Genomic DNA, 23,562 nt, shown 5'->3' on the forward strand with positions numbered 1-23,562 from the left:
CATGAGCTCGGCACGCACCTACCGCGTGCTGTGGCCCATGTTGCTGACCCTCGTCGTGCTGACGGGGTCCTGCCTCGTCCTGCTCTATGTGCAGCACGCCGGACGGGCCATCACGGGCATGCAGGCGCGCTGGTCCATGACCCGCAATGCCACCAGCATGGCCTTCCTGCGCCACGCGGCCCTGCCCTCAGCCGAGGCACACGACCAGGCGCAGGCCCGCGCGGCACAGTTGCAGGGCTTCAGCCTGGCCCTGCGCGAACTCAACCGGCCTGATGGCAACCTGGAACAGGCCCGCGCCGGCCTGGTGCGCAGCGGCGCCCTGCCCGATGACGCCGACCAGCTGGTGCGCGTCTATGGCTGGATCCTGAGGATGGCGAGCTTCCAGCCCATCCGCGACCGCTGGCAGCAGACCGAGGCCTGTGCCCAGGCCATGCTGGCCGTGGGGGCCGAGATCGACGCCGCCATGCTCCAGGGGATCACGCCATCGGCCGAACAGACGCGCCGCTGGCTGACCCGCATCGACGCGCTCAGCCAGCACATGGACCGCAACGAACACCAGACCCAGGTGGACCTCGCACACTCCGGCCGCCTCACCTACCGGCTCATCACCGGCACGCAGCTGACGCTGGGCCTGCTGCTGGGTGGGCTGTGCATCTGGACGACACGGCGCGCCGTGCGCCACATCGAGGCCCGCCAGCGCGCCCTGCAGCGCGCCAACGAACGCACGGCGCTGGCCCTGCAGTGCGCCGGCATGGGCCTGTTCGAACTCAACCCGGCCAGTGGCCATTACTGGATGGACGCCCACGTGGCGGGCCTGCACGGCCTGGCCGGGCCCGTCTCCATCCACCGCGAGGACATCCGCGAGCGCCTGCACCCCGAGGACATGGACGCCACCCGCGAGGGCGTGGACACCATCGTCCGCCAAGGTCGGATCGGCCGGCTGGACTACCGCGCCGTGTGGCCCGACGGCCAGGTGCGCCACATCGAAAGCCACGGCCAGCTCATCGCCGAAACCGGCCAGGTGCTGGGGGTCTCGCGCGACGTGACGACCGAGCGCCTCCGCACCCAGGCCCTGGCCGACGGCGAAACCGCCCGGCGCGTGGCCCTGGCCCAGCGCAGCTTCCTCTCGCGCCTGAGCCACGAATTGCGCACCCCGCTCAACGCCATCCTGGGCTTTGCGCAGTTGCTCGCACGCGAAGAAAACCGCCACCACACCGAGCGCGACCGCCAGCAGATCGGGCTGATCCGGGACGCGGGCCAGCAGCTGCTGCGGCTGGTGGAAGACGTGCTCGACCTGAGCAAGGTGGAGGCGGGCGAGATCGGCATGACCCTGCAGCCGACCGATGTGCGCGCCCTGCTGGACAGCTGCCTGCCCATCGTGGCCAACGTGGCCGAACGCCACCGCGTTGCGCTGCGCCCCCCCGCGCCGGGCGAGCCCCTGCTGGCCCTGGTCGATGGCCGACGTCTTCAACAGGTCTTCCTCAACCTGATGAGCAATGGCTGCAAGTACAACCGCCCGGGCGGCACGCTGACCCTCACCCTCTGCGCCACGGACACCCAGGTCTCCGTGGGCTTTGCCGACACCGGTGAAGGCCTGAGCGAAGCCGAGGTCGCGAGCCTGTTCAAGCCCTTCCAGCGCATCGAGCGCCATGCCCGCCACGTGGAAGGCAGCGGCCTGGGCCTGTGCATCGTCAAGCAGATGGTCGAGGGCATGGGCGGGCAGGTGCAGGTGTGGAGCACACCAGGCCAGGGCTCCTGCTTCACCGTGACCCTGCCCCGCAGCCTGCCGGCCTGAGCGGATGGCGCCGGCGCCCCATCGCCAGACCACACCCACTCAGGCCGCGAGCTTTTCCCGCCAGGCCTGGGCCGCCTGCACCATGTGGGCCAGGGCTGCCTCGGTTTCCGGCCAGTGCCGGGTCTTGAGCCCGCAATCGGGGTTGACCCAGAGCCGCTCCGCCGGGATCACCGACAGCGCCCGCCCCAGCAGCGCGCTCATGGCGGCCACGCTGGGCACGCGGGGCGAGTGGATGTCGTAGACACCCGGGCCGATCTGGTTGGGGTAGGCGAAGTCGCCAAAGCCATCCAGCAAGGCCATGGCCGAGCGCGAGGTCTCGATGGTGATCACGTCCGCATCCATGGCCGCGATCGAGGGCAGGATGTCGTTGAACTCGGCATAGCACATGTGGGTGTGGACCTGGGTGCTGTCCTGCACACAGGCCGCGCTGAGCTGGAAGGCCCGCACGGCCCAGCCGAGGTAGACGGGCCAGTCGGACTGGCGCAGCGGCAGGCCTTCGCGGAACGCAGGCTCGTCGATCTGGATCAGGCGGATGCCGGCCTTTTCCAGGTCGGCCACCTCGTCGCGGATGGCCAGGGCCAGCTGGAAGGCCGTGGTCTCACGCGGCTGGTCGTCACGCACGAAAGACCACTGCAGCATGGTGACCGGGCCGGTGAGCATGCCCTTCATGGGCCGGACGGTGAGCGACTGCGCATACCGCGTGGTCTCGACGGTGATGGGCTCGGGACGCACCACATCGCCATAGAGCACCGGCGGTTTGACACAGCGCGAACCGTAGCTCTGCACCCAGCCGTGTTCGGTGAAGGCATAGCCCCAGAGCTGCTCGGCAAAGTACTCGACCATGTCGTTGCGCTCGGCCTCGCCGTGCACCAGCACGTCCAGGCCCAGGGCTTCCTGCTTGCGCACCACCAGTTCGATCTCTTCGCGGATGCGTTCAAGGTAGGCCTGGGCGCTGAGCTCGCCGCGCTTGTGGGCGGCGCGCGTCTGGCGGATGGCCGCGGTCTGCGGGAAGGAACCGATGGTGGTGGTCGGCAGCAAAGGCAGGCCCAGCGTTTCGCGCTGCACCGCCTGGCGCTGCACAAAGGGGCTGTGGCGTTGCGCCATCTCGGGCGTGAGGCGGTCCAGGCGCTTTTGCACGATGGCATGGCGCACCCGCGGCGAGGTCTGGCGCGAGCGCACGGCGGCATCGGCCGCGTCCAGCTCGGCCACCACGGCGTCTTCGCCCTCATTCAAGGCGCGGGCCAGGGTCTGCAACTCGCCCAGTTTTTCGGTGGCAAAGGCCAGCCAGGCGCGCACGTCCGTGTCCAGCTTGCGCTCCTGCGCCAGGCTGAAGGGCACGTGCAGCAGCGAGCACGAAGGCGCCACCCAGAGGCGGTCTTGCAGCTCGGCATGCAGGGCCTGCAGCACGGGCAGCTGCTTGCGCAGGTCGGTGCGCCAGATGTTGCGACCATCGACCACACCGACCGAGAGCACCGCGTCGGCAGGCAGTGCGGTGCGCCAGGCCGGCAGCTGTTGCGGGGCCCGCACCAGGTCGATGTGGAAGCCCTGCACGGGCAGCTGGCAGGCCAGCACGGCGTGGTCGGCCGCGGTGTCGAAGTAGGTGGCCAGCAGCAGCTTCACGCCGGTGCCGGTGAGGTCCTGGTAGGCCGGGGCATAGGCGGCCAGCCAGTTGGCGGGCAGGTCCAGGCACAGGGCCGGCTCGTCGATCTGCACCCATTCAACGCCGCGCTGGGCGAAGCCACGCAGGATGCGGCGGTAGGCCTGCACCAGGCGGGGCAGCAGGCTCAGGCGGTCGAAGTCGGCCGAGGCGCCATGGCACTTGGCCAGCCACAGGAAGGTCAGGGGTCCCAGGATCACGGGCTTGGCCTCGAAGCCCTGGTCCAGCGCCTCGTCGAGCTCGTCGAACAGCCAGTCCACACCGCCCTCGAAGCGGCTCTCGGGCGAGAGCTCGGGCACCAGGTAGTGGTAGTTGGTGTCGAACCACTTGGTCATCTCCATGGCCGGCTGGGCGGCATTGCCACGGGCGAGTTCAAAGTACTGGCTCAAGGTGAGCGTGCGGGCGTCGAAGCCGAAGCGGCTGGGCAAGGCGCCCAGGGTGGCGCAAAGTGTGAGCGTCTGGTCATACCAGGCGAAGTCACCGGTGCTGACCCGGGAAACGCCTGCGTCGCGCTGCAGCCGCCAGTGGCGGCTGCGCAGCGTGGCGCCCAGTTCGCGCAGCTGGGGCTCGGCCAGGTCGCCGCGCCAGAAGGCCTCCTGGGCGAACTTCAGTTCGCGTTGGGCGCCGATGCGCGGGAAGCCGAGAAGGTGGGTGTGTGCCATGGGGAAAAGGTCCGAATCGATGCGATGGCACGCAGTCTCGCGATTCGGCTGGCTTGCATCAAGCGAGATGTTTTCACACTCACATGAATGCCATTCATGTCCTCACAGGGTGGCCGTTCGGGGTGGCCCGTCGTGGGCGATGTGGCCATCGACCAGCTCGATCACGCGGTCGCAGCGGGCCGCCATGCGTGGGTCGTGGGTCACCACCAGGAAGGTGGTGCCCTCCTTGGCGTGCATCTGGCGCAGCAGCGCAAACACCTCGTTCGACGAGGCCGTGTCGAGGTTGCCCGTGGGCTCGTCGGCCAGCACCAGCGCGGGCGAGAGCATGAGGGCCCGCGCGATGGCCACGCGCTGCTGCATGCCGCCAGAGAGCTGACCCGAGAGGCGGTCCATCGCCCCACCCAGGCCCACGGCATCGAGCAGTTCGCGGGCACGGCCCTTCGCTGCGGCGGAGACCTTGCCGTCGCGCACCAGCACGGGCATGGCCACGTTTTCCAGCGCAGAGTAGGCCGGCAGCAGGTGGTGGAACTGGAAGACGAAGCCCAGGGTGTCGCGGCGCAGGCGTGTGAGCGCATCGTCTGGCAGGGCCTGCACGGCCTGCCCTGCCAGCAGGTACTGCCCGCTGCTGGGGCGCTCCAGCAGGCCCAGGATGTTGAGCAGGGTGCTCTTGCCCGAACCGGAGGGGCCGATCAGGGCGGCGAATTCGCCCCGCTGGAGTTGCAGCCCGAGGCCGTGGAGCACCTCGGCCTCGCTGGGCTGGCCGGCGTTGTAGACCTTGCGCAAGGCCTGCAACTGGATGAGGGGCGTGGTCATGGCAAGTTCAGGGCGTGTTCAGGAGCGGATGGCCTGCGCCGGGTCCATGCGGGCCGCACGGCGGGCGGGTGCGGCCGCGGCCAGCACCCCGGCCAGCCAGGCGATGCCCACGATCTGCAGGGCCATGCGGGGCGGCAGGGTGATGGCGAACAGGGGCTTGCCATCGGCGCCCAGCACGGCGTGGGTGAAAACCCAGATCATGCCCGCGGCCATCGCCACACCCAGCACCGAGCCGATGGCGCCCACCAGCCCGCCCTGGATCAGGAAGATGCGCATGACCTGGTCGCGCGTGGCGCCCATGGCCCGCAGGATGCCGATCTCGCGCTGCTTCTGCACGACCGAGACCACCAGCACGCTGGCAATGCCCAGGATGACCACGATCATCACCACCACGCGGATCAGCAGGGTGCTGATGCCCTGGGCATTGAGCGCGGTCACCAGCTGGGCATTGGTCTCCTGCCAGCTCTCGACCTTGTAGGGCAGCTCCCGGCTCAGTGACTGAGCCAGTGCCTTGGCCGCCCAGACGTCGTCCAGCGTGAGGTCGATCTGCGTGGCACCGCCGGCCAGGTCGAGCATGCTCTGGGCCGAGCGCAGCGGCACGATGAGCACGCGGCGGTTCAGGTCCTTGATGCCCAGGTCGACCAGGCCGGTGAGCCGCAGCGTTTCGCTGCGGGCGGTGGCGCCCGTGCCCACGGTGACGGTGAGGCGGTCGCCCACGCGCACGCCCAGGTCGGCGGCCAGGGTCTGGCCCACGATGGTCTCGCCCGGGCCCAGGCGCAGGCTGCCGGCCACGAGCTTCTGCCCCAGACCCACGATGCGGTCGTAGCGGGCAATGTCGACCCCCGTGATGGCCACGGCACGGGTGGCCTCGCCGCGCTGCGCCAGGGCCGCACCGCCCACCATGGGCGACACCGCCGCCACGCCTTCGCGCCGGTCGAGCGCGGCCACCACGGCCGGCCAGTTGACCACGGTGCGCAGGCGCTGGGCGCGGGTCTGGATGTCGGCGATCACGGCCTGGTCGGGCGCACGCGGCAGCACCGGCGCGACCTTGTCGTCCAGCGGGGACACGACCACATGGGCCTGGGCGCCCAGCGTTTTTTCCAGCGTGTTGCGCTGCAGGCCCACCACCAGGGCCGAGATGTAGGCCACCACGGCCACACCGGCGGCCACGCCCACGATGATCAACAGGCTCTGAAAGCGACCCTCGCGCAGGAAGCGCACGGCCACGTTCAGTTCGAAGCCCACGCCCAGGACGCCGTGTTCTCTCATGGCTTGTGCCCGCGGCTCACGGCGCAGTGGCGTTTGGAGTGGCGGGCGATGCCAGCACCGCGCGCACGCGCTGGCCGGGCTGGACGGTGGCGTCGAGCAAGACGGCTTCGCCATCCTTCAGGCCTGCGAGCACCTCGGCCTGGTCGAGGGTGCGCAGGCCCAGGGTGAGTTCGCGCAGCACGGCACGCCCCCCTTCGGCCACCAGCACGCTGCCGCGCGCCGGCTGGGTGGCATCGGCCGCCCCCCGCAGGGCCCGCAGGGGCAGCACCCTGGCCTGGGCGCGCTGGCCCGTGACCACCTCGATGGACAGGGTCATGTCTTCGCGCAGGAAGGCCGGTGGCGCGGCATCGAGCACAAAGGTCACCTCGACCGAACCGGCCTGGGCGTCGACCGCCGCGCCCAGTCGGTCCACATGGGCGCTGAAGGGCTGGGTGGGGTAGGCATCGGCCAGCACGCGGGCGGTCTGGCCCACCTGCAGCTGCGCCAGGAAGCGCTCGTCCACATCGGCCAGCAACTCGGTGCGCCCCTGCACGGCCAGGGTCAGCAAGGCCTTGCCAGCCTGCACGATCTGGCCGGGCTCGACGGTGCGCAGCAGCACGCGGCCGGCTGCGGGCGCACGCAGGGTGGTCTGGTCCAGGCGGGCCTGGGCCACCTCGACCGCCGCCCGGGCCGACGCCACCTGGGCCTCGGCCGCGCCGCGCTCGCCGCCGCGCTGGTTGGCCTGCACCTGCGCGCGGGCGGCGTCGCGCTGGGCGCGGGCCACGTCGACCGCACGCTGGCTGTCGTCCAGCTTCTGCGTGCTGTAGAAACGCTGGGCCACGAGTTCCTGGGTGCGGACCAGGTCGCGCTGGGCCGCCAGCAGATTGGCATCGGCCTGGGCCAGTGCCGACTGGGCGCTGGGCAGGGACAAGGCCTGCTGGCTGGCCAGCTTCGCCTCGGCCTGCACCAGGGCCGCACGGGCTTGCTGGAGGTTGGCGCGGGCTTCGTCGGCCTCCAGCATCACGAGGATGGCACCGGCCTGCACCCTGTCGCCCTCGTTCACCGCCACCTTCCACACGCGGCCCGTGACCGTGCTGCCCAGCTCGACGCGGGCCGGCGTCTTGACGCGGGCGGTGAACTGCAGGGTGCGGGTCAGGGGCTGGCTGCGCAGCACCACGGCACTCACCTCGGCCGGGCGCCAGCGCAACCAGGCGCCACCGGCCAGGGCCACGGCCAGCAGCAGCCACCACAGGGTGCGGCGTTGGCGCCACCAGGGCGACGAAGCAGGCCCCGTGGGGCCCATGGGGCTCGGAACAGAAGGCATGGACATGGAGAGATCATGGCACGCGGCGGGCACCCCGGCACGATGCCCCAGCCAGGGGTTGGGGCGCGCCGCCAAAGTGTCGCGCCCGCACCCCACGCGGCGCCCGGGCAGCCCGCACAATCGCCGTCTTTGATCGCGGTCATGGCGCGCGGTCGCAGGACATGAGGAGTGAAAAGATGGGCATCGAGCAGTTGGACGTGCTGATCGTGGGGGGTGGCCTCTCGGGCATTGGCGCGGGCGTGCACCTGAAGCAGCATTGCCCCGGGCACAGCTTTGCCATCCTGGAGGGCCGCGCGGCCATCGGGGGCACCTGGGACCTGTTCCGCTACCCCGGCATCCGCTCCGACTCCGACATGTACACCCTCGGCTACGCCTTCAAGCCCTGGACCCGGGCCAAGGCGATCGCCGACGGCCCCGCCATCCTGTCCTACATCGAAGAGACGGCCCGCGAGCACGACCTCGAACGCCATGTGCGCCTGCAGCACCGCGTGGTGCGCAGCAGCTGGTCGGGTGCCAACGCGCGCTGGCTGGTCGACGTGGAGGTGGGCCCGGAGCGCACGCTGCGCCAGATCAGCGCCCGCTTCCTCTACCTCTGCACCGGCTACTACCGCTACGAACAGGGCCACGCGCCCGCGTTCCCCGGCGCGGCCGACTTCCAGGGCCGCATCGTGCACCCGCAGCACTGGCCGCAGGACCTCGACCACCGGGGCCAGCGCATGGTGGTGATCGGCAGTGGCGCCACGGCCGTGACCCTGGTGCCATCTCTGGCCGAACAGGCTGCGCAGGTCACCATGCTGCAGCGCTCCCCCACCTATGTGCTGGCGCGCCCGGGCAGCGACAGGCTGGCCAACTGGATGAACGAGACCCTGCCGCTGAAGCTGGCCTACGGCATCACGCGCTGGAAGAACGTCCTCATGCAGATGCTGTTCTACAAGCTCTCGCGCCAGCGCCCCGAGATGATGAAGCGCTACATCCTGAAGGGCGTGGCCCGGGCCCTGGGCCCGCGCAAGGACCTGCTCCGGCACTTCGAGCCCAGCTACAAGCCCTGGGACCAGCGTGTCTGCCTGGTGCCCGATGCCGACCTGTTCAAGGCCCTGCGCAGCGGCAAGGCCGAGGTCGTGACCGACCACATCGAGCGCTTCACGGCCACGGGCATCCAGCTGAAATCGGGCGCCCACCTCGAGGCCGACGTGATCGTGACCGCCACGGGCCTGGACCTGCTGGCCTTTGGCGGCATGGACATCGTGGTCGATGGCAAGGTGGTCAAGCCCCGCCGCACCTTCAGCTACAAGGGCATGATGCTCTCGGGCGTGCCCAACCTGGCCTATGCCTTCGGCTACACGAATGCCTCGTGGACGCTGAAGGCCGACCTCACCAGCGAACTGGTCTGCAAGGTGCTGAACCACATGCAGAAGACCGGGCAGCCCGTGGCCACGCCGGTCGCCCCTGCCGACCTCAAGCCCGAAGCCCTGCTGGACTTCACCTCGGGCTACGTGCTGCGCAGCCTGAACCGCTTCCCCAACCAGGGCAACCGACTGCCCTGGAAGATGCACCAGAACTACCTGCTCGACGTGCTGGCCTTCAAGGGCCACAACGTGGACGACGGCACCCTGGTTTTCAGCCAGCCAGTGGCCGCAGGCACGGACCAGGCCGGGCTGAAGCGGGCGGCCTGACTCCGGCCCGCATCAGGCTTGCAGGGCCGCCAGCTGCGCCTGCAGGGCGGCACGCTCCTGGCGCAGACCGGCCACGGTGGCCAGCAGGCGGGTGATGGTGTCTTCGGGGGATTCGCCTTCGCGCGGGCCGTCCTGTGCGCCCTCGGCGTCCCAGGGGGCGGCGCCTTCGGACAGCATCTCCACCACCTCGGCGCTGCGGGCCTCGCGCTCCTTCTTGCGCGAATCCCGCACCTGGCGAGCGGCCTGCTGCAGGCCCTTCTTGCCTTCGCCCACGGCGGCCACCTGCTCTGCCACCGGCAAGGTGGCCACGGTGGCGGCGGTGTTGATGGACACGGCACCTTGCTTGACGGCCTCCACCAGCTCGGGCGCGGCCAGCTTCTGGATCTTCTCGATCTGGGCCACGGTGGCCGGGCTGATGCGCGCGGCGCGGGCCAGGGCCTCGCGGCTGGCCAGGGCCGCGACCTCGGCCCGCTCTTCGGGCGTGAGGGGCGCGGGCGCAGGCTCGGCTTCGGCGGGTGGTGTCACCGGGGTCGCCGCCTCGGCAGCCGCCTTGGCCGCGGCGGCGGCATCGGCCTTGGCCTTCACCTCGGCTTCGGCGCGCGTGGTCAGGATCTCCTTCTTGCGCAAGGCGAGCACGCCACGCTGGAAGTCCGAGACGCTGCGGCGGCCCAGGTGCTGGTCGATCATCCACAGGTGCACGTCTTCCATGGACTTGAAGCGCGTGTTCTGCACGGTCTGGAAAGGCAGGCCGTGCTTGGTGCAGATGCCATAACGGTTGTGGCCGTCGACCAGCACATCGCCCCACAGCACCAGGGCATCGCGGCAGCCTTCGGCCAGGATGCTGCGCTCCAGCGCGTCGTGTTCTTCGGGGGTGAGCGGGTCGATGTAGGCGCGCAGGTCTTCGTTGACCGTGATGTTCATGGCAGGCAGCAGGGCAAAGGGAAAGGGCCTGGCGGCCACAGGGCCCCAGGCGGAAAGGGGCGCCATTGTAAGGACGCCGGCCCGCGCCCTGGGCGCCAGGCGATCGGGGCGACTCAGTCGAGTGCGAAGTGGCTGCGCAGCGCCTCGCAGAAGGCCTCGTCACCGGTGAGCGTGAGCGTCAGGGTGTGGCGCGGTGTGCCGGGCGGCATCAGGCGGGCGCTCAGCCGGCCCGTGGCCACGTCGAAGTGCAGGTCTTCGCGGGCACTGAACTCCTGCTGGCCCTGCAGCTCGGCGTCCCAGGTGAAGCCTTCGCCCACCGGGCCGCAATCGGAGCCGAAGCGGGCATGGCACCAGGCCAGCACGGCCGCCACCTCGGCGTGCACGGCCGGCACGTGCTGCGGGCCCACCGAGACCATGGCCTCGAAGGTGCCCGTGCCATCGGTGCTGTCGCTGTAATCGAAGATCAGGTAGTCCAGGCTCATGGCCGCACTGTAAGCCAAGCGCGGCCCGGCAGCGCGACATGAATGCAGCGCATGCACAGCCGGATCAGGCATCATCTCGCTCATGCTCGAAATCCGCCACCTGCGCTCGCTCATTGCCATTGCCGACAGCGGCAAGCTCGCCACCGCCGCCGACCGGGTGCACCTGAGCCAGTCGGCGCTGTCGCACCAGATCCGCGCCCTGGAAGACCACCACGGCCTGCCCCTGTTCGAGCGCACCCGCCAGGGCCTGCGCTTCACGCCCGCGGGCGAACGGCTGCTGACCCTCGCCCGCAGCGTGATGGCCGAGGTGGGCGCGGCCGAGCGCGATCTCGCCCGCATGAAGGGCGAAACCACCGGCGAGCTGCGCATCGCGCTGGAGTGCCACACCTGCTTCGACTGGCTGATGCCGGTGATGCACGCCTTCCGTCAGCGCTGGCCCGAGGTCGAGGTCGACCTGGTGGCCGGCTTCCACGCCGACCCGCTCACCCTGCTCAAGGAGGGCAAGGCCGACCTGGTGATCGGCTCGCGCCCCAAGGCGCTGCGGGCCTGGTCGGTCACGCCGCTGTTTCGCTTCGAGATCCTGGCCGTGCTGGCCAACGAACACCCGCTGCGCCACAAGCGCTTCCTCGCCGCCAAAGACCTGGCCGACCAGACCCTGATCACCTACCCCGTGCCCGAGGAGCGCATCGACCTGATCCGCGAGGTGCTCAGGCCCGCCGGGCTGAGCCTGCCGCGTCGCACCGCCGAGCTGACGGTGGCCATCGTGCAGCTGGTGGCCAGTCGCCGCGGCATCGCCGCCCTGCCGAACTGGGGCCTGCAGAGCTACTTGCAGCACGATTACGTCAAGGCCCTGCCCATCGGCCCCAAAGGCCTGTGGAGCGAGCTGCACGCCATCTGCCCCAAGGCGCAGGCCACCCGCCCCTACATGCAGGACATGGCCCAGATCATCCGCAGCGAGTGCGCCAAATTGCCGGGCATCGAGTGGCTGGCCTGATCGGCGCACCGTGAACGCGAAATAGCGCACGGACTGGGGTGTTTCACGGGGACCAGAGCGCGCCGCCCCGGCCCACAATGTCCGAATAGGGGAAACCCGCGGGCAGCGTCCACCTGGCGCCACGGCCCGAACCATGCCACGAGCAACAGGGCCATGACACGCGTGTTCGATCACCTCAGGCAGACCCTCGGCACCCTGCTGGGCCGAGGCCACCCACGCCCCGCCATGCGTGGCGCCCAGACCGATCCGGCCCTGCGCACCCACCTGGCCCTGCTGACCACCCTCAACCAGTACGCCATCGTCTCGGCCACCGACCGCCACGGCCTCATCACCGAGGCCAACGACGCCTTCTGCGCGCTCAGCCGTTACCCGCGCGAGGCGCTGATCGGTCAGGATCACCGCATCCTCAATTCAGGCCATCACCCCCCTGGCTTCTGGGCCGAGATGTGGGCCACGGTGCAGTCCGGGCAGTCCTGGCACGGCGAGGTCTGCAACCGCGCCAGCGATGGCCGGCTCTACTGGGTCAACAGCGTGGTCATCCCTGTGATGGACGACCACGGGCAGATCGACAAGCTCATCTCGGTGCGCACCGACATCACGCGGCTCAAGACCTCCGAGCAGCAGCTGCGCGCCGACGAGGCCCTGCTCGATCGCGTCGGGCGCCTCGCCCGCGTGGGAGGCTGGCAGTTCGAACTGGGCATCGACCGGCTCACCGTCACGGGCCAGCTCAGCCGCCTCCTCGACCGCCCCCATGCCCCACGCCACCACCTGGACGACGTGATGATGCACCTGGGGCAGCGCGCTCGCCTGCGGCTGCAGCGTGCCGCCGTGCGGGCCATCGAGCACGGTCAGACCTGGGACATGGAGCTGCCCGCCGTCACCAGCGAGGGGCGGCAGATTCGCCTGCGTTCGGTGGGCGAAGCCGAGCGAGAGGGTGACCGCGTGGTCCGCCTGGTGGGCACCTTCCAGGACATCACCGAGCTGCACGAATCGCGCGAGCGCCTGAGCCACACCCGCTCGCTGCTGAGCAGCGTGCTGGACGCCACCACCGCCTTCTCGGTGATCGCCACCGACCTGGACCTGCGCGTCACGCTGTTCAACACGGGCGCCGAGCGCATGCTGCAGTACCGGGCCGCCGACGTCACCGGCCGCCAGACCCCCTTGTTCCTGCACGACGCGACAGAGGTGGCGCAACGCTGCGCCGAGCTGAGCGCACAGCACGGGCGCCCCTTCACCGCCGCCAACGTCTTCACCGATCCGGTGGTGCGAGGCCAGCCGCACGAATGGACCTACCTGCGCCGCGATGGCAGCCGCCTGCGCGTCTCGCTGGTGGTCACGGCCATGCGCTCGCTGTCGGGCGAGGTGATCGGCTACCTGGGCGCGGCCCACGACGTGACCGAGCGCTTGGCCCACGAAGCCACCCTGCGCCTGGCCACCGAGCGGGCCGAAAAGGCCAGCCAGGCCAAGGGCCAGTTCCTGGCCAACATGAGCCACGAAATCCGCACGCCCATGAACGCCGTGCTGGGCATGCTCAAGCTGCTGCGCCGCACCCCGCTGGCCCGCCGGCAACAGGACTACACCGGCAAGGCCGAACGGGCCGCGCGCTCCCTGCTCGCCCTGCTCAACGACATCCTCGACTTCTCCAAGGTCGAGGCCGGCAAGATGACGCTGGACCCCCGTCCCTTCCAGCTGGAACAGCTGCTGCGCGACCTTTCCGTCATCCTCTCGGCCAACCTGGCCGACAAGCCGGTGGAACTGGCCTACGACATCGACCCGCGCCTGCCCGACACCCTGGTCGGCGACGACCTGCGCCTGCAGCAGATCCTCATCAACCTGGGCGGCAACGCCATCAAGTTCACACGCCAGGGCGAGATCGTGCTGGGCATGCGCCTGGTTCGCCAAAGCGACAAGGACGTGACCGTGCGCGTCTCCGTGCGCGACACCGGCATCGGCATCGCCGAAGAGGCCCTGCAGCGCATCTTCGACGGCTTCGCCCAGGCAGAAGGGCACACCTCGCGCGAGTTCGGTGGCACCGGCCTGGGCCTGAGCATCAGCCAGCGCCTGGTGCGGCTCATGGGCGGCACCCTCTTGGTCGAAAGCGTGCCGGGCAAGGGCAGCACCTTCTATTTCGACATCCCCTTGAGCCGGGTGCCCGAGCATCCGGCCACGCTGGTCCAGCCCGACGGCGAGGGCAAACGGGTGCTGCTGGTCGACGACAACGACGTGACCCGCATGCTGCTGATGGCCCAGGCCGAAGCCCTGGGCTGGCAGGCCGATGGCGCCGAAAGCGGACCGGCTGCGCTGAAAATGGTGGACGAGGCCGTGCAAGCGGGCGTGCCCTATGACGCCGTCTTCGTCGACTGGCAGATGCCCGGCATGGATGGCTGGGAGACCAGCCGCCACATCCGCGACAGCACCCCGGCGCCGGTCACCCCCCTGATCGTGATGGTGACCGCCCACGACCGCGAGGCCCTGGCCGAACGCAGCGAGGCCGATCCCAGCCTGCTCGATGCCTACCTGATCAAGCCCGTGACGGCCATGCTGCTGCAACGCGCCCTGAGCGAACACAGCCCCCACCGCCTCACCGAAGAGCGCATGCCCCCACCGCCCCCCGGCGACCAGCGCCTGCCAGGCCTGCGCGTGCTGCTGGTGGAGGACAACCCCAACAACCAGCAGGTGGCCCAGGAGCTGCTGCAGGACGAAGGTGCCGAGGTGCAACTGGCCTGCAACGGCCAGGAAGGGGTGGGCGCGGTGCTGCAGGCCAGCGAGCCCTTCGACATCGTGCTCATGGACATCCAGATGCCCGTGATGGACGGCCTCACCGCCGCCCGCCTCATCCAGGAGGCACTGGGCGACCTGGCCCCGCCCATCGTCGCCATGACCGCCAACGTGGCCGCCAGCGACCGCGACACCAGCCTGGCCGCCGGCATGGTCGACCACATCGGCAAGCCGTTCGACCTCGACGAACTGGTGCACGTGCTTTGCACCCACACCGACCGCACGCCCCAGGTCGTGCCGCCCCGCGAGGCCACGCCCCCCTCGGCCACCCTGCTGGCCCTGGCGGGCACCCAGGGCCTGGAACTGGAACGGGCCCTGCACCGGCTGGGCGGCCGGCTCGACGTCTACCTGCGCCTGCTGGACAACTTCAGCCGCGACCTGCAGGCCGCCCCAGGTCAGATCCAGGCCTGGTTCGCCGAGGGCGACGTGGTCGCGTTGCAGCAGTGGAGCCACACGGTCAAGGGCCTCGCCGGCACGCTGGGCGACCCACGGCTGGCCGCGGCCATCGGCCAGGCCCACGCAGAAGCCCTCCGCCTGGGCGACCGCCTGCTGCAGCCTGAGGCCGCCTCGGCCTGGGCTCTCGCCGTCAACGAAGCCCTGACGACTGCAGGCCAGCGCCTGCGCCCCCTGCAGGCCCAGTTGGCAGCAGACCTGCAGCGCAGCCCACAGGCCTCGCCCCCCCCACCCGCCGACACGCTCACCCTGCTGCGCACGGCCACCCGGCTGCTGCACCTGCTGGACCAGAGCGACATGGCGGCCACCGAAGTGCACAAGACGCTGCAGGCCACCCTGGGGCCCGAGCACCGGGCCGTCCAGACCGCGCTCCAGACCGCGATGGACGCGCTGGACTTCGGCGCCGCCACCCTCCACACTCGGGCCCTGATGGCCCAACTCCAGGCAGAGACCGACCATGTGCCCTGCTGAAGAACGCATGCATGCCGTCCTCCTGGACGCCCCCACCCGCCCCCGGCTGCTCGTGGTCGACGACCAGGCCGCCAACATCCAGGTGCTCTACCGCGTCTTCGAGGCCGACCACCAGGTCCTGATGGCCACCGATGGCGAGCAGGCCCTGGCCGCGGCCCTGCGCCACCAGCCCGACCTCATCCTGCTCGACGTCGTCATGCCCGGCATGGACGGCCACACCGTCTGCGCCCGCCTCAAGGCCTCGCCCGACACCCGCGACATCCCCGTGCTCTTCATCACCGCCCACAGTGACCCGGAGCAGGAAACCAAGGCCCTGGCCATGGGCGCCGTCGACTTCATTCCCAAGCCCATCAACCCCGATGTGGTGCGGGCCCGCGTCAAGACCCACCTCACCCTCAAGCGCCAGGCCGATCAGCTGCGCCACATGGCCTTCATGGACGGGCTGACCGGCACCTTCAACCGCCGGCTGTTCGACGACCGCCTGGCCATGGAGTGGTCGCGCGCGGTGCGCGAGCAGCGCAGCCTGGGCCTGGCCCTGATCGACGTCGACTTCTTCAAGGCCTACAACGACCACTACGGCCACCAGGCCGGTGACGACGCCCTCGTGGCCGTGGCCGGGGCGCTCAAGGGTGCGGGCCGCCGCCCGGCAGACGTGATCGCCCGCTACGGGGGCGAAGAGTTCGCATGCCTGCTGCCTGACACCGACGTCGCTGGCGCCCTGCTCGTGGCCAACCGCATGCGCGAGGCCGTGTTCAAGCTGGGCCTGCACCACGCCGGCTCCAGCGTGGCCGAGGTGGTCACCTTCAGCGCCGGGGTGGCGGTGGTCCAACCGGATGGCAACCAGGCCCCCGCGACGCTGCTGAAGCTGGCCGACGAGCAGCTCTACCGGGCCAAGGCCCTGGGGCGCAACCAGGTTTGCGCACCGCCCGGCCCGGCCTCCGGCACACCCTGAGCCCCGCCGCTCGCCCACTGCGCCCCAGGCTGTGTCAGGATGGGCATCAGTGGGCGCCTCGGTGGTCGCCCCGTCCGGAGCCCCCATGTCGCTTGAGACCCTCGAGATCGAATCCGCCCCCTCGCCCACGGCCAGCCTGATCATCCTGCATGGCCTGGGCGCCGATGGCGAAGACTTCGTGCCCTTCTGCCACGAGCTCGACCTTGATGGCATCGGCCCCATGCGTTTCGTCATGCCCAGCGCGCCGGTGATCCCGGTGAGCCTCAACGGCGGCTACCCCATGCGCGCCTGGTACGACATCCTGCCCCGCAACGACGCCAAGCGCGAAGACGAGGCCAGCCTGCGCGCCACCCTGCCCCTGGTCGATGCCCTGATCGAGCGCGAAATCGGCCGCGGCATCCCCTCCGAGCGCATCGTGCTCATGGGCTTTTCGCAAGGCTGTGCCATGACGCTGATGTGCGGCCTGCGCCAGCCCCACCGACTGGCCGGCCTGATCGCCCTCTCGGGCTACCTGCCCCTGCCGGACACCACCTCTGCCGAGGCCCACCGCGCCAACCGCCGCACGCCCATCTTCATGGCCCACGGCACCCATGACGACGTCGTCCTGCCGGAACGCGGCCAGCGCTCTCTGGCTCACCTTCTGAGCCTGGACTACCCCGTGCGCTGGCACGACTACCCCATGGGCCACAGCCTCTGCCTCGACGAGGTCAACGACATCAACGCCTGGCTGAAGCGGGTGCTATCCCCCACAGAGGACCAAGGCAAGCCCTGATTGCCAAATGTGCACGGCCCCTCCAAGAATGGCTTTCAGCCCCGGAGGAGCCCGACATGGACCTGCACTTCACCCCCGACGAACTCGCCTTCCGCGAGACCGTGCGGGCTTTCCTCACCCAGGCCGTCCCCACCGAGCTGACCGACAAGGTGAAGCACGGGCTCGCCCTGAGCAAGGCCGACCACGAACGGTGGCACGCGCTGCTGCAAAGCCGGGGCTGGCTGGCCAGCCACTGGCCCATGGCCCATGGTGGACCGGGCTGGAGCCCCATCCAGCGCTTCCTCTTCGAGCACGACTGCGCCCTCGCCCACTGCCCTCGCACCGTGCCCTTTGGCGTCAACATGCTGGGGCCGGTGCTGATCCACCACGGCACACCCGACCAGCAGGCGCACTGGCTGCCCCGCATCCTGCGGGGCGACGACTGGTGGTGCCAGGGTTACTCCGAACCCGGCGCCGGTTCTGACCTGGCCGGGCTGCAGACCTCGGCCGTGCGCCAGGGCGAGCACTACGTGGTCAACGGACAGAAAACCTGGACCACCCTGGGCCACCACGCCAACATGATCTTCTGCCTCGTGCGCACCGACCGCGAGGCCAAAAAACAGGCCGGGATCAGCTTCCTGCTGATCGACATGGCGTCACCCGGCGTCGACGTGCGCCCCATCGTCACGCTGGATGGCACGCACGAGGTCAACGAGGTCTTTTTCACCAACGTGAGGGTGCCCGTGGCCAACCTCGTGGGCACCGAGCACCAGGGCTGGACGGTGGCCAAGTTCCTGCTCACCTACGAGCGCACCAACATCGCGGGCGTGGGCTTTTCGGTGGCCGCCCTCGAACGCGTCAAGGCCGTGGCAGGCCGCGTCATGAAGGGTGGGCGGCCCCTGCTGCACGACCCGCTCTTTGCCGCCCGACTGGCCCGCGTCGAGATCGAACTCGAGAACATGAAAACCACCAACCTGCGCGTGATCGCGGCCGTGACCGATGGCGGGGCACCCGGGGCCGAGAGCTCCATGCTCAAGGTCAAGGGCACCGAGATCCGCCAGGAGCTCACCTCGCTGCTGCGCCGGGCCATGGGCCCGCATGCCCTGCCCTTTGTGCCCGAAACCGCGGAAGCCAGCGGCCATCCCGACGGACTGGGGCAACCCGAAGCCCGCTTCGCCGCCGCCAGCTACTTCAACCACCGCAAGCTGTCGATCTTTGGCGGCAGCAACGAAATCCAGAAGAACATCATCGCCAAAACGATGCTGGGCCTGTGAGCCAGCGAGGGCCCCACCATGCACTTCACCCACACCGACGAACGCCGCATGCTGGCCGACACGCTGCAGCGCTACGTGAGCACGCAATGCCCCTTTGCCATGCGCCAGCGCCTCGCCGCGTCAGCCGAGGGCCACAGCCCGACGCACTGGCGCGCCTTGGCCGAACTGGGCGCCCTGGGCGCGCTGTTCGACGAGGCCCACGGTGGCCTGGGTGGCCATGGCTTCGACATCGCCGTGGTCTTCGAGGTTCTGGGCCAGGGCCTCGTGGTCGAGCCCTTCCTGCCCAACCTGCTGGCCGGCAGCGTGCTGGCCCAGAGCGCACACCCCGCGCACGCCGCCTTGCTGTCCAGCCTGATGCAAGGCGAGGTGCTCGCCACCCTGGCCCACGAAGAAGCCGACTCCCACTACGACCCGGCCCACGTGGCCACCCGCGCCACCCGCGAGGCCGAGGGCTGGTGCCTGCAGGGCGCCAAGGCCGCCGTGCCTTTTGGGGCACAGGCTCAGTGGCTGATCCTCAGCGCACGCACGCAGGGCGAGGTGGCCGACACCGATGGCATCGGCTTGTTCGCCCTGCCCGCCGACACCCCCGGCCTGCGCCGCACAGGCTCGCCCACGCTGGATGGCAGCCAGACCGCCACCGTGCACCTCGACCAGGTGCGCCTGCCCGCCTCGGCCCTGATCGGCCCCGAAGGCCGGGGCCACGCCCTGCTGGAGCAGGCCATCGGGCGCGGCATCCTGGCCCTGTGCGCCGAGGCCCTGGGCCTGATGGAGGCGGCCAAGGCGGCCACCATCACCCACCTGCAGACCCGCATGCAGTTTGGCCAGCCCCTGGCCCGTTTCCAGGCCCTTCAGCACCGCATGGCCAGCTTGCTGATCGAGGTGGAGCAAGCCCGATCGGCTGTCGTCAACGCGGCCGCCGCCCTCGATGGCGAGCGCCTTGCGCGCGAGAAGGCCTTGTCGGCGGCCAAGCACAGCATCGGCCGCATCGGCACCCTGGTGGCCGAAGCGTGCGTGCAGCTGCATGGCGGCATCGGCATGACCTGGGAGCTGCCCCTGGCCCACATGGCCAAGCGCCTGATCCTGATCGACCACCAGCTGGGCGACGAAGACCACCACCTGGCGCGCTTCATCGCGCTGGGCCAGCCCGCCTGAATGCCACCCCATCGCATGACCCGAAAGCCATCCATGAGCCAAAGCAAAGCCACCTTCCATTGGGCCGATCCCTTGCTGCTGAGCGAGCAACTCACGCCCGAAGAGCGCATGGTGCAGGACGCAGCCCGTGCCTATGCCCAGGAGCGCCTGCTGCCGCGCGTGACCGCGGCCTTCCGCCATGAAACGACCGACCCGGCCATCTTCCGCGAGATGGGCGAACTCGGCCTGCTGGGGGCCACCTTGCCTGCGGCCTATGGCGGCTCGGACCTGGGCTACGTGAGCTACGGCCTGATCGCGCGCGAGATCGAGCGGGTCGACTCCGGCTATCGCTCGATGATGAGCGTGCAGTCGTCGCTGGTGATGTTGCCCATCTTCGAGTTCGGCAACGAGGCCACCCGCCAGAAGTACCTGCCCGGGCTGGCCGCAGGCACATGGATCGGCTGCTTCGGCCTGACCGAGCCCAACCACGGCTCGGACCCGGCCAGCATGGTCACGCGCGCGACCCGGGTGAACGGCGGCTACACCCTGCGCGGCAGCAAGATGTGGATCAGCAATGCGCCCATCGCCGACGTGTTCGTGGTGTGGGCGCAGTGTGCCAACGCGGAAGGCCAGGACGAGATCCGCGGCTTCGTGCTGGAAAAGGGCTGGGCGGGCCTGAGCGCCCCGGCCATCCACGGCAAGGTGGGCCTGCGCGCCAGCATCACCGGCGAGATCGTGATGGACGAGGTGTTCTGCCCCGAAGAGAACGCCTTCCCCGAGGTGCGCGGCCTCAAAGGGCCGTTCACCTGCCTGAACAGCGCCCGCTACGGCATCTCCTGGGGCGCCATGGGCGCGGCCGAAGACTGCTGGTTCCGCGCCCGGCAGTACGTGCTCGATCGCCAGCAGTTCGGCCGCCCGCTGGCCGCCAACCAGCTCATCCAGAAAAAGCTGGCCGACATGCAGACCGAGATCGCCCTGGGCCTGCAAGGCAGCCTGCGCCTGGGCCGCCTGAAGGACGAAGGCAAGGCCGCGGTCGAGATCACCTCGATCATGAAGCGCAACAACTGCGGCAAGGCCCTCGACATCGCCCGCCTGGCCCGCGACATGATGGGCGGCAACGGCATCAGCGACGAATTCGGCGTGGCGCGCCACCTGGTCAACCTCGAGGTGGTCAACACCTACGAGGGCACGCACGATGTGCACGCGCTGATCCTGGGCAGGGCGCAGACGGGCATCCAGGCCTTCTTCTGAACCGGCAGAGCGGAGCCTGCAGGCGCTACCATCGGCGCATGACCTTGCACACCTGGTGGCTCTTCCTGCTCATGACGTTTTTTGTCTCGGCCGCGCCGGGGCCCAACATGCTGCTGGTGATGGGCACCAGTGCCCGGCAAGGCTGGCGTGCGGCCGTGGCGACCATGGCCGGCTGCATGACCGCCCTGATCGCGATGATGAGCCTCTCGGCCGCGGGCCTGGGGGCGCTGCTGCAGGCCTTCCCGGCGGTGTTCGACACCCTGCGCCTGCTGGGCGCGGCCTACCTGGCCTGGCTGGGTCTGCAGCAGTGGCGCGCCCCGGTGCAGGACACGGCCGAGGCCCGCAGCACAGCGGCCCCCACGCCTGGCACCTCATGGCCCCAGGCCACGCCCCGCGCGCTCTACCGCCAGGGCGTGCTGGTGGCCGCGAGCAACCCCAAGGCCATCCTGTTTGCCGCGGCCTTCCTGCCGCAGTTCATCCAGGCCGATGCGCCGGCCCTGCCGCAGTTCGCCATCCTGCTCACCACCTTCTCGGTGGTGGAAGTGGCCTGGTACGGCGTCTACGCCGCTGGGGGGGACCGCGCCGCGCGCTACCTGAAGCGCGCCACCGTGCAACGCTGGTTCAACCGCCTCACCGGCGGGGCCTTCATCGGTTTTGCCGCGCTCATGGCCGACTTGCGCCGCTGACACCCGTCGTCACCCGCAAGACCCTCGTCCAGCCCATGCGCCATGCCGCCCACACGCCCGCCCACACCCGCACGCTGCGCCAGGCCCCCTGGGCCGCCGCGCTCCTGTCCCTGCTGCTCGGCGGCATCGCCAGCCCCGCGCAGGCGGCACCGGATGCGCCCCTCGAGGCCGTGCCCGCGATCGAGCTGTCCCGCTATGCGGGGCGCTGGTACCAGGTGGCGCATTACCCCAACCGCTTCCAGCGACAGTGCGTGGCCGCCACCATGGCCGATTACGCCCTGCTGCCCGACGGGCGCGTGCAGGTCACCAACCGCTGCCTGACCGCCGAGGGCCAGCTCAGCGAGGCCGTCGGCATCGCCCGCAAGCCGCGCGGCCTGGCGAGCGAGGCGCCGGGCACCACACCGCCGTTCCAGCTGGAGGTGCGCTTCGCACCGGCGTGGCTGTCGTGGTGGCCCGCGGTGTGGGCCCCCTATTGGGTCATCCAGCTGGCCGACGACCTGCGTTACGCCGTGGTCGGCGAACCGGATCGCGCCTACCTGTGGATCTTGGCACGCACGCCTCGGCTCAGCGCCAGCGACCGTGCCGCCATCGACCAACGGCTGCGCGAACAGGGCTACGACCCGACCAGACTGAAGGAAGAAGCCCAGCCCTGAGTGGGCCGGCTAGTTCGGCGCAGCGGCGCCGCTCACGTCGAAGTCCATCAACACGCTGGCCAGTTCCAGCGCCCGCCACAGGTGGGGCGGCATCTGCATGATGCGCTCGGGAGACTTCTGGTGCCGCACCCAGCTGGCGATCTCGCCATGCTGGTCAGGGGTCAGCAGGTTCATCGCGAGCATCTCGTCCAGCGTCTGCATAAGGCCTCCTTGTCAGGCCCGGTGCGACACGCGTGAGGGCCTGTTGAACAGACTATCGCACGGCGCCGCCCGTCAATCCAAGGTGAAAGCGCACAAGGCCCGGCATTTCCCTCGGGATGGGGGCTGGGCGCCACAGTGGCCAGGGCGTGGGCCCCATCCGGCACAATCCACCCCCTATGACCGAGGCGCCCCTCTCCGAATCCCCAGACAGCCCCGACGGCCGCAGCTTCGAGCGCCACTTCCGCGAGCCCGAGTTCGCGCCCGAGCAGCCCCTGGCCTGGGCACTGGGCCAGCGCATGGCCCTGCTCGATGCCCTGCGCGGCCTCTTCGGCGGCGGCCAGGCCAGCGTGCAGCTGCGCCTGTGGTGCTTCATGGCCCTGGCCAGCCAGCCCCAGGCGCGCCTGAGCCGCGACGATGTCAACCGGCTCTTCCACGTGCTGCTGCCCGACTCGCTCGATGCGGCGCTCAAGCGCCTGCGCGAGCTCGACCTCCTGGTCTGGGACGCCACCGCGCAGGACTACCACCTCAGCCCCCTGGCGCAGGAGGTGCACGGCCTGTTGGCCCCCCTGACCACGCCCCCCACGGCCGAGTACGACGAGATGGCCGCCCTGCTGGCCCAGGTCGCCGGGGCCCAGCAACTGGGCCTGGTCAGCACCAACCAGCTCACCCACCTGCACGCCCAGCTCGCCCGCCTGCACGACGAGTTCTCGGAAGCGATTGCCAGCGGCTCGGAAGCCCGGCTGCGCGCCGCCCAGCCCCGCTTTGACCGCGCCCTGGCCCTGGTCGAGCGCGCGGGACAGGCGCTCACGGCCCTGATCCGCGCCGAACACGAAGACCCCCGCCTGGAGCGCGAAGCCCGCGCCATCGGCCAGGAGCAGGCCCGCCTGCTCTCCATGGCCAGCCAGTTCACCCGAGCCTTGCAGCAGGCCGACCGCCAGCGCGTCACCCTGGGCTCGACCGGCCTGACCACGTCCGACGTGCGCACCTGGCTGCAACGCCACCCGGCCCTCTACGAGATCGTGGGCGAGGCCCTTTCGGTCCCGGTGCGCCCGGTCATGGTCAGCCAGCACGACCTGCTGGACGTGGCCGAAGGCGAATTCGAACGCGACCGCCCGAACGCCCAGAGCGCCGCCGGCCTGCCACCGCCGGCCGAGGCCGCCAGCGGCACGCTCGACACCCTCAGCCTGCCGGCCGAACTCGGCGGCCTGATCGACCAGCTGGCGCGCTGGCAGGCACTGGGCGAGGGCGCCGAAGGCTCCGGCGCACGCCCCATCGGGGATGCCATCCTGGGCGGCCGTTTCGCCCAGGCCGCCTACCGCCTGCAGCTCATGCCCCTGGTGGGTGACGCGCAAGCCAAGACCCTCAAGGGCCTCACCGGCGACCTGGCCCGCT

The 23,562-nt window shown here is 70.3% G+C and carries 19 protein-coding genes; 12 read left to right on the forward strand and 7 right to left on the reverse strand.

The window, feature by feature from the left end:
• Position 1: 1 nt before the first annotated feature.
• A complete protein-coding gene (locus QZ994_RS00905; protein ID WP_290866990.1) occupies positions 2–1,795 on the forward strand; it encodes a PAS domain-containing sensor histidine kinase in 1,794 nt (597 codons plus the stop codon).
• A gap of 39 nt (positions 1,796–1,834) precedes the next feature.
• Here the strand turns inward: QZ994_RS00905 and metE are convergent, their stop codons facing one another.
• The 4 genes from metE to QZ994_RS00925 all read right to left on the reverse strand — a co-directional run bounded on the left by metE (position 1,835) and on the right by QZ994_RS00925 (position 7,505).
• Positions 1,835–4,114 (reverse strand): 5-methyltetrahydropteroyltriglutamate--homocysteine S-methyltransferase, encoded by a 2,280-nt coding sequence (gene metE, locus QZ994_RS00910; RefSeq protein ID WP_290866991.1) that lies wholly within the window; start codon positions 4,112–4,114, stop codon positions 1,835–1,837.
• Between the two features lie 102 nt (positions 4,115–4,216).
• The gene (locus QZ994_RS00915) at positions 4,217–4,927 is read right to left on the reverse strand and encodes an ABC transporter ATP-binding protein (protein WP_290866993.1); all 711 of its coding nucleotides are present in this window, start codon (positions 4,925–4,927) and stop codon (positions 4,217–4,219) included.
• 18 nt (positions 4,928–4,945) lie between these two features.
• Complete coding sequence (locus tag QZ994_RS00920; RefSeq protein WP_290866996.1) at positions 4,946–6,196, reverse strand: FtsX-like permease family protein; 1,251 nt, start codon at positions 6,194–6,196, stop codon at positions 4,946–4,948.
• 16 nt (positions 6,197–6,212) lie between these two features.
• Positions 6,213–7,505, reverse strand: a complete 1,293-nt coding sequence (locus tag QZ994_RS00925; protein ID WP_290866998.1) for an efflux RND transporter periplasmic adaptor subunit — start codon at positions 7,503–7,505, stop codon at positions 6,213–6,215.
• A gap of 170 nt (positions 7,506–7,675) precedes the next feature.
• On the opposite strand from QZ994_RS00925, the gene QZ994_RS00930 reads away from it, so the two are divergent.
• Positions 7,676–9,172: an NAD(P)/FAD-dependent oxidoreductase gene (locus QZ994_RS00930; RefSeq protein WP_290867001.1), complete on the forward strand. Its 1,497-nt coding sequence runs from the start codon at positions 7,676–7,678 to the stop codon at positions 9,170–9,172.
• Positions 9,173–9,184: 12 nt separating this feature from the next.
• On the opposite strand, the gene QZ994_RS00935 is transcribed toward QZ994_RS00930, so the two are convergent.
• Both QZ994_RS00935 and QZ994_RS00940 read right to left on the reverse strand, forming a co-directional pair.
• The gene (locus QZ994_RS00935) at positions 9,185–10,093 is read right to left on the reverse strand and encodes a plasmid replication/partition related protein (RefSeq protein WP_290867003.1); all 909 of its coding nucleotides are present in this window, start codon (positions 10,091–10,093) and stop codon (positions 9,185–9,187) included.
• 113 nt (positions 10,094–10,206) lie between these two features.
• Positions 10,207–10,575: a hypothetical protein gene (locus QZ994_RS00940; protein WP_290867006.1), complete on the reverse strand. Its 369-nt coding sequence runs from the start codon at positions 10,573–10,575 to the stop codon at positions 10,207–10,209.
• A gap of 82 nt (positions 10,576–10,657) precedes the next feature.
• Here QZ994_RS00940 and QZ994_RS00945 point away from each other — a divergent pair, with 82 nt between their 5' ends.
• The 9 genes from QZ994_RS00945 (at position 10,658) to QZ994_RS00985 (ending at position 21,969) form a co-directional block, all read left to right on the forward strand.
• Entirely contained in the window at positions 10,658–11,569 is a 912-nt protein-coding gene (locus QZ994_RS00945; protein WP_290867008.1) for a LysR family transcriptional regulator, read from the forward strand.
• Positions 11,570–11,722: 153 nt separating this feature from the next.
• Positions 11,723–15,271 carry a response regulator gene (locus QZ994_RS00950; protein WP_290867011.1) on the forward strand — a complete coding sequence of 1,183 codons (3,549 nt, stop codon included), beginning with the start codon at positions 11,723–11,725 and terminating at the stop codon, positions 15,269–15,271.
• A 7-nt stretch (positions 15,272–15,278) separates the two neighbouring features.
• The gene (locus QZ994_RS00955; protein ID WP_290867013.1) at positions 15,279–16,223 is read left to right on the forward strand and encodes a diguanylate cyclase; all 945 of its coding nucleotides are present in this window, start codon (positions 15,279–15,281) and stop codon (positions 16,221–16,223) included.
• Between the two features lie 85 nt (positions 16,224–16,308).
• On the forward strand, positions 16,309–16,995 hold the full coding sequence (locus QZ994_RS00960) for an alpha/beta hydrolase (protein ID WP_290867015.1): 687 nt from the start codon (positions 16,309–16,311) through the stop codon (positions 16,993–16,995).
• A 56-nt stretch (positions 16,996–17,051) separates the two neighbouring features.
• On the forward strand, positions 17,052–18,248 hold the full coding sequence (locus tag QZ994_RS00965) for an acyl-CoA dehydrogenase family protein (protein WP_290867017.1): 1,197 nt from the start codon (positions 17,052–17,054) through the stop codon (positions 18,246–18,248).
• A gap of 18 nt (positions 18,249–18,266) precedes the next feature.
• Positions 18,267–19,400, forward strand: a complete 1,134-nt coding sequence (locus QZ994_RS00970; RefSeq protein ID WP_290867020.1) for an acyl-CoA dehydrogenase — start codon at positions 18,267–18,269, stop codon at positions 19,398–19,400.
• A gap of 33 nt (positions 19,401–19,433) precedes the next feature.
• A complete protein-coding gene (locus QZ994_RS00975; RefSeq protein ID WP_290867023.1) occupies positions 19,434–20,630 on the forward strand; it encodes an acyl-CoA dehydrogenase in 1,197 nt (398 codons plus the stop codon).
• Between the two features lie 38 nt (positions 20,631–20,668).
• Positions 20,669–21,316 (forward strand): LysE family translocator, encoded by a 648-nt coding sequence (locus tag QZ994_RS00980; protein ID WP_290867026.1) that lies wholly within the window; start codon positions 20,669–20,671, stop codon positions 21,314–21,316.
• A 35-nt stretch (positions 21,317–21,351) separates the two neighbouring features.
• A complete protein-coding gene (locus QZ994_RS00985) occupies positions 21,352–21,969 on the forward strand; it encodes a lipocalin family protein (RefSeq protein WP_290867029.1) in 618 nt (205 codons plus the stop codon).
• Between the two features lie 9 nt (positions 21,970–21,978).
• Here the strand turns inward: QZ994_RS00985 and QZ994_RS00990 are convergent, their stop codons facing one another.
• Positions 21,979–22,170: a hypothetical protein gene (locus QZ994_RS00990; protein ID WP_290867031.1), complete on the reverse strand. Its 192-nt coding sequence runs from the start codon at positions 22,168–22,170 to the stop codon at positions 21,979–21,981.
• A gap of 176 nt (positions 22,171–22,346) precedes the next feature.
• On the opposite strand from QZ994_RS00990, the gene QZ994_RS00995 reads away from it, so the two are divergent.
• Positions 22,347–23,562 (forward strand): hypothetical protein (locus QZ994_RS00995; RefSeq protein WP_290867034.1); only part of this gene is annotated, 1,216 nt, incomplete at its 3' end.

This window comes from Aquabacterium sp., from assembly GCF_021768455.1.
In the GTDB taxonomy this organism is placed as follows: domain Bacteria; phylum Pseudomonadota; class Gammaproteobacteria; order Burkholderiales; family Burkholderiaceae_C; genus Aquabacterium.